Consider the following 12,839-nt stretch of genomic DNA (forward strand, 5'->3'; position numbering starts at 1 on the left):
TTTCAGTTGTCCGCTTTTATAGGACAACTCATGCGGCCAACACTTTATTAGTCAGTTCAATTATTTCGTCAATCTCTTTATTACTAAACACACCCCGAATACCATCAGGATGAAGCATGGTAAAAGGAGATTCTATCAGGTTGCGTTTGCTTACATCACCTTTTTCCAATACAAAATTCTTGAGCAAATCAAGAAATTGAAATTGTCGGCTGGTGAGGTAACTGTGTTTGGAAACAAAATCATCAAATGCTTTGGTAACGGTTTCGGCAAAGGTTTCTAATTGTTCAATGCCCAAAATATGTTTGATGAATTGCACCAATGCCGCCTTGCGGTGGTTGTAAACCTTGCGGAGCAAATCAATGGTAATATGCGGATGCTCGTTGTGAAGTTCTTCCGCTAATTGTTCCGCTTCATCTGTGGAGATTTCCTGACCCTGTTTTAGTTTTTGTAAAATCGGACTGCTTGAAACCAATTCATTGATTTTCTTTTCAACCAGTTCACGGTATTTGGCCACACTCAATGCTTCGTGTTGCGGGCCAAACTCTATAAATTCCATTTCGGCAACAATGTCTTTCAGGTTGAATTTTGCAGGAGCCAACGGAATTACCGCTTCACGAAATTTCATCAAAGGCGAAAGTTTCTGAATCAGTTCTTCAAACTTATCTTCATTGATGGTTGACCAATAATGATTTGTTTGAGCCTGACGAATTAATTCCTGCTCTCTTGCTACAATATTGATGCTCAAGGGCAATTCTCCAATGGTTTCAATAACACTTGCTTTTAAAGTTTCATATTTTGAAAGAATCACGTCATCAATTGAAAATGGCTTTACATACGGAGAATCATCATTTTTTAAGTATGCTAAAGAAACCTCCACAATATCTTTTTCAAACCGCATGGCTTTGAAATCCACATCTGAAACGGTTCGAAACAATGGTTTTACAACGGCTTCCAAAAATTCCATTTTGTCGGCAGTCAGGTTACTCCAAAAGTTTTCATCTTCTAAGCGTTGCAGTTCATGTTTGGCTTCCATAATCACTACCGAATTTTTCGGAAGCGATTCAACCTGCTTTCTGATTTTTTGAACTTCTTTATTTACAATTTCAGAGTTGCTTTGTGTTTGGGCTTCCTCAATCTTTTCCAATCGCACCCCAAACAAGCGAACAGGCAAAGGAATTTGTCCTTTCAGTTCTTTGCCTCTCGGGTTGAGTTTGAAATATTCAAAGTTGTCCCAACAATCGAGAATCAGGAAATTGTCTTTTTGTGTGCACCAAGGTTTTATTTTTTCAGGTTCGAGTAAACGAGTTCCTCTGCCTATCATTTGCCAAAATTTGGTGTAGCTGTAAACAGGTTTTGCAAAAACCAGATTCACCAATTCCCGAACATCAATGCCTGTGTCGAGCATATCCACACTTATGGCAATGCGTGGCATGTCGTTACTAATAAACTGGTCGAGCAAACCACCTTTGCCATAAACTCGTGGGTCTTCGCTTACCAATACTTTGGCTAACTCTCCTTTGTACTCTGGGTAAAGCGAATCAAAAATTTCTTCTACTCGTCTTGCATGGGCTTTGCTGATGCAAAAGAAAATCGTTTTTCCCGGCAAAACTCCGTTGGCATCTTTGATGCTTTCTTCCATGAATTCACGGACAATCAAAGCATTTGTACCACGGTTGATTACTTTCTTTTCAATCTCTGTTCCTTCGTAATTGATTTCTTCAATTTCCTTTCCTTCCAACATCAATTTCTGCTGGTCTTCCAGAGAAATTGTTCGCTTGTTTATTCCTTCATCCTGAAATTTTGTTTTGATTTTCATTACCTGAAAATTGCTCAGGAATGGTGGAATGTGATTGACGGCTTCCTCGTAGGAATAAGCAAAAGTCGGAACGCCATCTTCACATTCAAACAACTGAAAAGTGTTGTGGTCAATTACATCCGTTGGTGTGGCTGTTAAGCCAAGCGTAATCGTATTGAAGTAATCAAGAATTTCCTGATAAGTGTTGTAAATACTTCGGTGGCTTTCGTCCACCACAATCAAATCAAAGAAATGCGGACTCAAACTTTTCTCCTCATTACGAATGATGTTCAACATGGTCGGATAGGTAGAAACATAAATTCGTCTGTCGGTGGCAATTTCCTTTTCGCCTTGTTTTGGCCAGCGTGGTTCGTTGGGCAAATGTTCTTTGAAGGCTTCTAAAGTTTGGTCACGCAATGCGATTCTGTCAACCAAAAACAAAACTCTCTCTGCCCAACCTGCTCTCATCAATGCGTCCACTAAGGCAATACAAGTTCTTGTCTTGCCTGTGCCTGTCGCCATTACCAACAAAAATTTGCGTTTCCGTTTTTCAACGGCTTCCATTACGGCACGGATGGAGGCAATTTGATAATTCCGTCCTGCAATTTTGATATTGATGAGTTCTCCTGCTAATTGCTTTCTTGCTTTGCGAATGTATGCGTATCGTTCAAGGTCGTCCCGTGTTGGAAAGCCATATACTTTCTTTGGTGGATAATTGTCTAAATCCCAAAAGTAAATGTCGTGTCCGTTAGTATAAAAGCAGAATGGTAAGTCAACGCCTTGTGTTTGTTTGATGTTGTAGCAATATTGTTTGGCTTGTTCCCGTCCAAGTGCAGCGTCCACCGAAGTCTTTTTGGCTTCTACAACTGCAAGCGGTTTACCGTCCTTGCCTAATAGAACGTAGTCGCTGTATTGGTGACCAGCATAAGGTGTTGTTGGTTCTTCAACAACGGTCAAGTGAATATCAAATTCCTCAATTACCTGAGTTCGGTCAGTCACATTCCAGCCCGCTTGTTTTAAGCGATTGTCAATGATTTCTTTCCTTGTCAGTTTCTCGTTTTTCACTTTTATATTCTATAATTTATAGTTGGTCAAAATACGCAAAAAATCTGTTTTGTTGTCCGAATGTTCTGTCGGTGCGTTGGCAAAAAATGGCTCTTTTGGTTTTGCGAAGGGTCGTTCACTCATAGTCCACTTGAAATATGGTCTGTGTCAATATGGTTTTTCCTTGTTAATGTTCAAAGTTTGCTGTGTCGTCATTCACTTGCAGGTAACATCTAAACATCAGCATGTTTTCATTTAAAGCATGCCGAACATTTCACAAAAATAGCGGTATCAAGCAATTGTTCAAATTTACCGGACATGTTTTAGTTAATCAGAATGGCTTTTCTTTCTTTACAAAAACACTCAGAAAATATGCTCAAATCTAATCCTGATTTAACAATTTTCTATGGTAAGATTTACTGCAAGTAAACCGTTAGTTTATAGTTTTAATTTTATGTAAACTTATTTATTATTTGTCTTGGTCTCAATTTTCACAGGCACTAAGTCAGCAACACTGCCACCATTAATAATGATGTCGCGTAATATGGTTGACGAAAGTGGTGCATTTTCTGGACTAGCTATAACAAACACCGTTTCTATGCCGCCAAGTTTTTGGTTCATCTGTGCTATGGCTTTTTCAAATTCAAAATCATTGCTGTTGCGCAATCCGCGAATCATGTATTCGGCCTGTTGTTGTTTGCAGAATTCTGCCGTCAGTCCATGATAACTTTTAATGCTGACTTTTTGTTCGCCTTTAAATACCTGTTCCAGCCAATTCAAACGCTGTTCCAGACTGAATAGATACTTTTTATCAGGATTGATGCCAATGGCAACAATTATTTTATCGAACAATGGCAACATGCGTTGCACAATCTCCAAATGCCCGTTGTGAATAGGGTCGAACGATCCGGGAAATACTGCAATTTTCATCGGTGTTATTATTTTTCAGCTACGAATATACTGAAAGAAACAGCACCATAGGTTCGTTTTTCAGGTATGTATTCTGGTATGGTAAACGACATGTCGCTGCTGTGTTCAATCACGAGTAATCCATTTTTACGGAGCAACTTTTTATTAAAAACAAGAGAGACCAAATCATTAACAGGGCTTTCTGCAAAAGGAGGGTCGGCAAATATCAAGTCAAAAGTTGATGTACATTGGTCTAAAAATTCAAGAGCATCAGAATGTATCACACTGGTGTTGATGGCATGAATGTCATCAAAAGTTTTTTGTATAAAAGCCACACATCTTTTATCCAAATCTACAGCAGTGATGTTGGCAACACCGCGCGAAATCATTTCGTAGGAGATGTTGCCTGTACCTGCAAATAAATCGAGTGCAGTAGTGTTTGGCCAGCTAATTCTATTGGATAAAATGTTGAATAGGCCTGTCTTGGCAAAGTCTGTGGTTGGGCGTACAGGCAGTGTTTGCGGTGCAATAATTTTTTTTCCCCGCAGCCGTCCGCTGATTATACGCACAAAAATTGATTATAAAGGCTGAAATGATAATGTGCTGCTACTTCATCAAAACCATAGCTGTAAAAAGAAAATGAAGGTTTTTGCACAAACTGCAGGTAGCGAATATATTTTGATGCCAATACTATCAATGCAGAATTTTTTTCTGTTGTTCCTGCAATATTCAACACCTGTGATTCCGGATTCATTTCAAGTTGTTCGTAAACGAAAACTATATAGTAAACAAAGTCTTCTGTTGATTGAAAGTTAAACTTGTTGTAGTAGAGTAAATTTCCACCCTGGTTGACAACCATCTCAAAATAGGTGTTTTGAATATTTACGGTTACCGTTTTTTCAGAGGTGTTTTTATGGAGAGTAAGCACACCTTCAATCAGTGGAGTGGCACCATGAAAAATGCTGAGGTTTGAATACCATGAATTAAAAAAGTCAAACAGCGATTTAGGAACAGAATAAATGTTTCTTGCCGAAATACGCCTGAGGTTATCGAACAGTAATTTATTTGTTTGCTCTGTAGATTCGCGCTGATGGTTGGCATAATATAACTCACCTAAACGGTCTGCATCAAAAAACACATCAGGAATAAGTGTGTTGTTAAATCCACAAAATGACAGCACAACACTATCGTAATGATTATCCAGAAGTGGCTTGTTCTGTTCAAAAATCTGAAGAATTTTTTCTGTCAGGTCGTCATTACTAAGTGGATATGGAAAACGATAGTCAAGCAGCGCAACAAACTTGTTGCGGTCTGTATCTATCAATGCTGCAGAAAAAAAGTTGTTGCTGCATTGGATAAAAAGATTCATAATGCGCGAAACATCGGCATTGATGGATTCGTCAACTATACTTATCCAAGCATCTGATTTTTTATCGGTAATCACTTTACAAAATTAAGTATTTATGAAATGCCACAGATTTCCGCATTTAGGTCAAAAAAAAACCCCTGCAAGCTTGCAGAGGATCTTTTTTTTGAAAATGTTTAAAATTATTTCTCAGCTGTTTTAGCTGCTTTTTTTGCAGTTGATTTAGCATAACGGTTACGGAATTTATCCACACGTCCTGCAGTGTCAATCAGTTTCATCTTACCTGTATAGTAAGGGTGTGACATGTTTGAAATCTCAAGTTTCACCAATGGGTATTCGTTTCCATCTTCCCACTTAATGGTGTCTTTTGTATCAACACATGAACGCGTAATAAACGCATAATCGCAACTGATATCTTTAAATACTACCATACGGTAGTTCTTTGGATGTATTTCGCTTTTCATTTTATAATAAAGTTTTTATCAAACGGGCTGCAAATATAGCACTTTTTCTTATCCAATTGCAAATCGGATGTAAAAATTATTTTAATATACTGCTTTAATTATCAGTGAATTAGTCGGGGTACGAGGTAAATGGGACAGTTTTGAAAATTATGGATAACAAAGGCTTCCAAAGTTTAAACTTGTTAAAATTTATGAATTATTGATATTCAAAGCATTTACTATGTTAAAACGCTAATAAAAGTACTACTTTTGCGTTCAATTTTAAATTTTGTAAAGCCTGAGGAATGTTTCTATTTGAGCGGACAGCACCACGTTGGGTAGTCTTAGTCATAGATTTGATATTATGCACCATGTCATTCTATCTGGCTTATGATTTGCGTTTTAATTTTACAATCCCTGATGTAGAAATTCAGCTTTTGCCCACAGCATTTGCAACAGTTTTAAGTGTCAGATTGGTAAGCTTCTTAATATCGAGAACACATACAGGAATCATCCGTTATACAAGCTATAAAGATTCGCAACGCATATTTTTAACCTTGCTTACAGGCACTGTTCTGCTAAGTATCTTTAATCTTATTTCATTCAGAATTTACGGACGTTATTTTACGCCTTATTCTATTTTAATGATTGACTTTTTCCTGAGCATGCTTGCATTGGCATCCATGCGGGTGATTGTAAAAAGTGCACATGTGGAGTGGACAAGAAAGAAGGGTAATAAAACCGATGTGCTTATTATGGGTGCCGGTGAAGAAGGTATGGTTGTAAAACATGCATTAGAGCAAGATGCAGGAATAAATTTTAAGGTTCTCGGATTTATTGATGACAAACCAAAACTTCGTAAAAGAAAACTTGAAGGCATACCTGTTTTTTATACAAAGACAGATTTAGAAGACTTGCTGCGTGCCAATAAAATATCGAGTCTGATAATTGCCGATAAGGATGTTGACACCAAACGCATCAATGAATTAATTGAAATTTGTGTAAAATACGATACTAAAGTGCAGCGTGCTCCACGTGCAGGAAACTGGATAAACGGCAAACTGAGTTTTTCTCAAATCAAAGAAGTAAACATTGAAGATTTGCTTGAGCGCGATCCTATCAATCTTGATGTAAAAGAAATACGTAATCAGCTAAAAGGAAAAACTATTCTCATCACCGGAGCTGCAGGATCCATTGGTTCTGAAATTGCACGACAGGTAATTTTATATAACCCTGCAAAGGTTGTGCTTCTTGACATTGCAGAATCACCACTCTATGAACTTGAACTTTCCATACAAGAAATTAAACATGCCGGCAATTGCGAAAGTGTAATTGCTGATATCCGCAACACTGACCGTATGCGTAGGGTGTTTGATTATTTCAAGCCTGAAATAGTTTTTCATGCCGCAGCCTATAAGCATGTGCCTGTCATGGAAGTGAATCCTTCAGAAGCAATTCTGACAAATGTAAAAGGCACAAAAATTCTTGCCGATTTGTCGGTTGAATTTGGTGTACAAAAGTTTGTCATGATTTCTACTGATAAGGCCGTAAACCCAACCAATGTCATGGGTGCATCAAAACGTGTCGCTGAAATTTATATTCAGTCACTCAACGAAATTTCCGAAACACAATTTATCACTACCCGTTTTGGCAATGTACTTGGCTCGGCAGGATCTGTGATTCCACGTTTTAAAAAGCAGATAGAAAACGGCATGCCTGTAACTGTTACCGATGAAAATATTACCCGTTTTTTTATGACCATTCCTGAGGCTTGTCAGCTGGTGCTAGAAGCATGCAAAATGGGACATGGTGGCGAAATTTTTATTTTCGATATGGGTAAGCCCGTAAAAATTGCTGAGCTGGCCAAGAAAATGATTCGTCTGAGTGGGTTAGAACCTGAGAAAGATATTAAAATTCAATATACAGGTTTAAGACCGGGAGAAAAGTTGTTTGAAGAATTGTTGAATAAACAGGAAAACACCATTGCCACACATCATCCTAAAATTTTAATTGCCAAAGTTCGAAAATATAAATTCGATCAAATTGCAAATGATATTGAAAACCTGACAAACCTGTTTAAGACCCAAAATAATATTGCGCTGGTTTCAAAGATGAAAGAAATTGTGCCTGAATATATCAGTAATAACAGCGAGTTCGAAAAGCTCGATCGCAGAGAAATCTGAACCAGTTGCTGAGGTGCTTTTTTGCAGAAGCATAATTATCTGAGTTTAAAATTTCCGGAAATTAAAGTATCAGAATTTTTGCAAGTAGCATTAAATAAAACATTTAGTATTGAATGTTTTGCATTTAAGAGTAATAATGAATAGATATTTAGATAGAATAGTAAAACGGTTTAATATTTTTGCAGCATGTTAGTTTTAAATAATATAAGTTTTGACTTTGGAGGACGATATCTCTACCATGATGCTTTTTGGCACATTAAACCCAATCAAAAAATCGGCCTCATTGGGGCAAATGGTACAGGTAAATCCACTTTACTACGTATCATTAATGGTGAGTACACTTTAACAGGAGGGGAGATTACAGGAAGAAAAGATCTTACGGTAGGTTTTCTTAATCAGGATTTACTTTCATACGAATCAGACAAAAGTATTCTTGATGTTGCACTTGAAGTTTTTGAAAGAGAGAATATTCTGCATCAAAAGATTGAAAAAATTTTAAAACAGCTTGAAACAGAACATGGCGAGGAGTTGCTGAATGAATTATTTTTTCTGCAAAGCGAATTTGAATCACTCGATGGTTACAACATCACGCACCGCGCAGAATCTATTTTAGAGGGTTTGGGATTTAGTACTACAGATTTACAACGCCCACTGAAAGAGTTTTCCGGAGGTTGGCGTATGCGTGTAATGCTTGCCCGTATGTTATTGAAGAAGCCAAGCCTGTTGATGCTTGATGAGCCAACCAATCACCTTGATTTACCATCGATACAATGGTTGGAGAAGTACCTGCAGGATTATGATGGTACGTTTATTCTTGTTTCGCACGACAGGTATTTTCTTGACCGCACTATTAATATGATTGCAGAAGTTGCCAATGAGAAGATAAATCTATATCCGGGTAACTTTACAAACTATCTCGAACAAAAAACACTACGTGATGAATTGCAGCAGCGTAAGTTCGAGAATCAGGAAAAATATATTAAAGAGCAACAGAAATTAATTGACCGCTTTAAAGCAAAGGCCAGCAAGGCAAAGATGGCCCAGTCGAGAATGAAAATGCTTGACCGTATGGAGAAAGTTGAAGCAGTTTCCGGTCCGGCATCAACCATGCGTTTGAGTTTACAAATAGAGACACAACCCGGCAAGGTAGTTTTTGAAGGACATCATCTGAATAAAAATTATGGTGAGCTGGAGATTTTTAAAAACAGTCATTTTACTATTGAAAGAGGTGATAAAATAGCACTCATTGGCGCAAACGGAAAAGGTAAGTCAACATTGTTGCGTATGATTGCCGGTACCGAAAAGGCAGATGGCGAAATAAAGGAAGGGTACAATGTAAAGACCTCATTCTATGCACAGCATCAGCTGGAAAGTTTGAATGTAGAGAATGATCTGATGCGTGAACTACAGATTTTTGCGCCTTTAGAAACCGATCAGCGCATCAGAAGCATTCTTGGTGCATTTCTGTTTAACCGTGACGATGTATTTAAGAAAATACGAGTACTTTCAGGAGGAGAAAAGGCACGTGTTGCATTAGCAAAGTTAATTCTCAGTAAAGCAAATTTTCTGTTACTTGACGAGCCTACCAACCACCTGGATATGCAGAGTGTAGAAATTCTTACTGATGTATTGTTGGATTATGAAGGCTCTTTTGTAGTCGTTTCTCACGACCGCTTTTTTGTTGAGCAAATTGCCAATAAGATTTGGTTTATTGAAAACAATCAACTTAAAGAATACCCGGGCACTTACGAGGAGTATGAGCATTGGGCAGAACGAAAAAAATCTGAAAAACGCACAGAAGAAAAACAAGTTACAGCAAAACCTGTTACACCAAAGGTGCAGGCAGAACCGGAACAAAAAAAGCAGTTGTTAAATTTAGAGAAGGAAGTTAAAAAATTGGAAGCCGAGTTGGCTGTTGCAAAAAAGCAACGAAATGATTTGATGGAGCAGTTAGGCAATGAAAGTAATTATAACGATTCAGCAAAAATTAAACAATTGCAGAAGGAATTTGATGAATCTGAAAAGCAGTTTAACAAGCTGCATGCAATGTGGGAAGACAGTTACATGCAGTGGATGGAAATGAGTGAATAATGCGCTTATGAGACAAATTATTTATTTTCTGACACTTTGCTTTTTGTGGTCATTCACCAATGTGTTTGGCCAGGAAAAACAAGAGTATTTTAAAGATAATTATTTCAGGTATGATAACTTTACCTATAGAAGTAATATTAAAACCATTCAACTGGAAAATGCACAATTTCCGATGAGTGAACCTGTCATCGAACTCAACAGTGGTGCACAACTGCTTCTTCAGTTTGACGATCTTGAGGGCGATTATAAAGATTACTGGTACACCATTATTCACTGTGATGCGCAATGGAAACCTTCAGACATTACACGATCAACTTATTTGTTTAGCTTTTACGAAGATCGTATTGCCGATTATGCTTTTTCATTCAACACCTTGCAGCCTTATACACATTATACGCTGAAATTTCCAAATGAACAGATTAAACCATTAATATCAGGAAATTATTTACTGAAAGTTTATCTGAATAACGATCCGGACAGTGTAGCATTTACAAGAAGGTTTTTAGTATTTGAAAACCTGATTGATGTTAACGCCACTGTTCATGCAGCAACATTGGCTGAGTACCGGCAGCAAAAGCAAGAAGTTGATTTCTCATTAATAACATCAAGATATACCGTTGCCAATCCTTTTGGTGATTTGAAAGTTAAAATACTTCAGAATTTCAGATGGGACAATGCTGTTGAGAATCTGAAACCTATTTTTATTAAAGACAATTTACTCGAATATAATTATGATGAGGAAAATACATTTAACGGCAGCAATGAATTCAGGCGATTTGACATCCGTTCATTAAAGTATGAAACAGAAAGTGTGGAGCGAATAGATCATTTTGACACCGGTACCAATGTTTTGCTTTTCCCCGACAAGGTTCGTTATTTCAGCCGCTATACTACTGACTATGATATTGACGGTAAGTATGAGATAAAAAACTATAGTGGCAGCCATCCAGAGCGTGATGCCGATTATGCAACAGTTCGATTTCGTCTCGATTATAAAGACGAAGTTAAGGATGGTAATATTTACATTTTCGGTGCACTCACCGACTGGGGTTTTTCTAATCAGAATATGCTTCGTTACGATGAAGACCTTAAAGCCTACACAACAACTTTGTTTTTAAAACAAGGTTATTACAATTATATGTACGTGTTTTTAAAAGACGGAACTTCTTTTGGTGACGAAAGCTGGCTTGAAGGCAATCATTACGAAACAGAAAACAACTATTGGATTTTGGTTTATCATCGTCCGCAAACCGAACGTTATGATAAATTGGTTGCCTGTAGAAAATTTGCTTCCAACCGATAGATTAAAATAAAAATGGGTAAGCTACTTATATCGCACCGCTACAACCTCTTATCCTTGCTGCATTCCTGCCCTGGGGAGGTTCGAGGGAGCTGGTCGTATAAGACTTACCCGGTGCAAAGATAGTAAATCAGAGCTTTCAATAACCAAATAAACACGACAGGTTTTATACCTTTGCAATCATAAATTATGTTTCGATACGGATTACATTATGGAGGAATATTAGGCGCATCAAGTTTTGCCATGTTTCTTATTATTTATCTTACAGGAAATAATCCTCTTGGAAATGAATCTTGGCTGGGCGCATGGATACCTGCCGTGGTCATTGCAATTGCAGTAAAAAGTTACCGGACCCATGAGGGTGAGGGCTTTATTTCTTATGGGGAAGGTTTCCGTACCGGATTACTTACAGCCCTTTTTGGTGGTATTCTTTCAGCATTATTGATTTATATTTTCTGCACCTTGTTCGACAGTACATTGGTAGAACGTTTTAGAACAGATTCTCTTGCACAACTTGAACTTATGGAAGGGCAGTTTAAATCTATACTCAGCGATAAGATGTATGATCAGGCTGTTGATGCCTACAATAATATTAACCTGCAGTCAATTGCCATGAATGACTTTTATAATAAACTACTCAGCGGAATCATTCTATCACTTATAATTGCTGCAGTGTATAAACGTAACAAGCCTCAAATTCCCGAATAAAATGCAGTCATCATACAGAACAGATATTTCAGTTGTTATTCCGTTATTTAATGAGGAGGAATCGCTGACCGAATTGGCAGAATGGATAGACCGTGTTATGAAGCAGCACAAGTTTAGCTATGAAGTGATTATGGTTGATGATGGCAGCACTGACAAATCATGGCAGGTAATAGAAAGTCTGAGCCAAAAGATTCCAGAAGTTAAAGGCATAAAATTTAAGAGAAACTACGGCAAGTCTGCAGCATTACATAAAGGTTTCGAAATGGCACAAAGTCATGTTGTGATTACTATGGATGCCGATTTACAGGATAGCCCCGATGAAATTCCTGAATTATATCAGATGATTACACAACAAGGCTTCGACCTTGTGAGTGGATGGAAGAAAAAACGGCACGACCCGATTTCAAAAACAATTCCCAGCAAGTTTTTTAATGGCATTACCCGAATGGTTTCCGGGATAGACAACCTTCATGATTTTAATTGCGGATTAAAAGCATATCATCATAATGTGATTAAAAATATTGAAATATATGGTGAAATGCATCGTTATATTCCTGTAATTGCAAAATGGGTAGGCTTTACAAAAATTGGCGAAAAAGTTGTTGAACACAGAGCCAGAAAATTTGGTAATACAAAATTTGGATTAGAAAGATTCGTTAACGGTTTTCTCGATTTGCTTTCTATCACATTTGTATCTCGTTTCGGCAAACGCCCCATGCATTTATTCGGAACCTTAGGTTCGCTTATGTTTATTATGGGATTTATAGGTGCATGTTATCTTGGGGTTTCAAAACTTTATTGTGTTTATAACGATATCCATGCAACACGATTAACACAACGCCCATCATTTTATTTATTATTGACAAGTATGATTTTGGGGACACAACTTTTTCTGGCAGGATTTCTGGCAGAAATGATTGCGCGCAATGATAAAGACCGCAACCGCTATATTGTCGAGAAGGAAACATCTAATACAAAATTGTAAACCGAAAATTCTGTT

10 protein-coding genes and 1 other RNA gene are annotated in these 12,839 nt (G+C 37.6%); 5 read left to right on the forward strand and 6 right to left on the reverse strand.

Going from position 1 to position 12,839, the window contains the following annotated elements; genetic code table 11:
- Positions 1–28 precede the first annotated feature (28 nt).
- The 5 genes from V9G42_06335 to V9G42_06355 form a co-directional block, all read right to left on the reverse strand.
- Entirely contained in the window at positions 29–2,860 is a 2,832-nt protein-coding gene (locus tag V9G42_06335) for a DEAD/DEAH box helicase family protein (protein ID MEI2759038.1), read from the reverse strand.
- Between the two features lie 441 nt (positions 2,861–3,301).
- The gene (gene coaD / locus V9G42_06340) at positions 3,302–3,769 is read right to left on the reverse strand and encodes a pantetheine-phosphate adenylyltransferase (protein MEI2759039.1); all 468 of its coding nucleotides are present in this window, start codon (positions 3,767–3,769) and stop codon (positions 3,302–3,304) included.
- Positions 3,770–3,777: 8 nt separating this feature from the next.
- Complete coding sequence (locus V9G42_06345) at positions 3,778–4,317, reverse strand: RsmD family RNA methyltransferase (GenBank protein ID MEI2759040.1); 540 nt, start codon at positions 4,315–4,317, stop codon at positions 3,778–3,780.
- Positions 4,308–5,192 (reverse strand): DUF3822 family protein, encoded by an 885-nt coding sequence (locus V9G42_06350; protein ID MEI2759041.1) that lies wholly within the window; start codon positions 5,190–5,192, stop codon positions 4,308–4,310. The genes V9G42_06345 and V9G42_06350 overlap by 10 nt, the downstream gene beginning before the upstream one ends.
- A gap of 104 nt (positions 5,193–5,296) precedes the next feature.
- On the reverse strand, positions 5,297–5,578 hold the full coding sequence (locus V9G42_06355) for a type B 50S ribosomal protein L31 (GenBank protein MEI2759042.1): 282 nt from the start codon (positions 5,576–5,578) through the stop codon (positions 5,297–5,299).
- Between the two features lie 284 nt (positions 5,579–5,862).
- On the opposite strand from V9G42_06355, the gene V9G42_06360 reads away from it, so the two are divergent.
- The 3 genes from V9G42_06360 (at position 5,863) to V9G42_06370 (ending at position 11,134) form a co-directional block, all read left to right on the forward strand.
- Positions 5,863–7,740, forward strand: coding sequence for a nucleoside-diphosphate sugar epimerase/dehydratase (locus tag V9G42_06360; protein ID MEI2759043.1), 1,878 nt, complete (start codon positions 5,863–5,865; stop codon positions 7,738–7,740).
- A 186-nt stretch (positions 7,741–7,926) separates the two neighbouring features.
- Positions 7,927–9,831 (forward strand): ABC-F family ATP-binding cassette domain-containing protein, encoded by a 1,905-nt coding sequence (locus tag V9G42_06365; GenBank protein MEI2759044.1) that lies wholly within the window; start codon positions 7,927–7,929, stop codon positions 9,829–9,831.
- Between the two features lie 7 nt (positions 9,832–9,838).
- Complete coding sequence (locus tag V9G42_06370; GenBank protein MEI2759045.1) at positions 9,839–11,134, forward strand: DUF5103 domain-containing protein; 1,296 nt, start codon at positions 9,839–9,841, stop codon at positions 11,132–11,134.
- Positions 11,135–11,145: 11 nt separating this feature from the next.
- Here V9G42_06370 and ffs read toward each other — a convergent pair.
- An RNA gene (gene ffs / locus V9G42_06375) (signal recognition particle sRNA small type) lies at positions 11,146–11,244 on the reverse strand.
- A 76-nt stretch (positions 11,245–11,320) separates the two neighbouring features.
- On the opposite strand from ffs, the gene V9G42_06380 reads away from it, so the two are divergent.
- Both V9G42_06380 and V9G42_06385 read left to right on the forward strand, forming a co-directional pair.
- Positions 11,321–11,839, forward strand: coding sequence for a DUF4199 domain-containing protein (locus tag V9G42_06380; GenBank protein MEI2759046.1), 519 nt, complete (start codon positions 11,321–11,323; stop codon positions 11,837–11,839).
- Position 11,840: 1 nt separating this feature from the next.
- A complete protein-coding gene (locus tag V9G42_06385; GenBank protein ID MEI2759047.1) occupies positions 11,841–12,824 on the forward strand; it encodes a glycosyltransferase in 984 nt (327 codons plus the stop codon).
- Positions 12,825–12,839: the final 15 nt, after the last annotated feature.

The organism is Bacteroidia bacterium, from assembly GCA_037045145.1.
GTDB lineage: Bacteria > Bacteroidota > Bacteroidia > AKYH767-A > OLB10 > OLB10.

Excerpts from the sequence above, each read along its gene's own strand:
- coaD (MEI2759039.1), bottom strand. The coding sequence starts at position 3,769 with ATGAAAATTGCAGTATTTCCCGGATCGTTCGACCCTATTCACAACGGG.
- V9G42_06355 (MEI2759042.1), bottom strand. The coding sequence starts at position 5,578 with ATGAAAAGCGAAATACATCCAAAGAACTACCGTATGGTAGTATTTAAA.
- V9G42_06360 (MEI2759043.1), top strand. The coding sequence starts at position 5,863 with ATGTTTCTATTTGAGCGGACAGCACCACGTTGGGTAGTCTTAGTCATA.
- V9G42_06365 (MEI2759044.1), top strand. The coding sequence starts at position 7,927 with ATGTTAGTTTTAAATAATATAAGTTTTGACTTTGGAGGACGATATCTC.
- V9G42_06370 (MEI2759045.1), top strand. The coding sequence starts at position 9,839 with ATGAGACAAATTATTTATTTTCTGACACTTTGCTTTTTGTGGTCATTC.
- V9G42_06380 (MEI2759046.1), top strand. The coding sequence starts at position 11,321 with ATGTTTCGATACGGATTACATTATGGAGGAATATTAGGCGCATCAAGT.
- V9G42_06385 (MEI2759047.1), top strand. The coding sequence starts at position 11,841 with ATGCAGTCATCATACAGAACAGATATTTCAGTTGTTATTCCGTTATTT.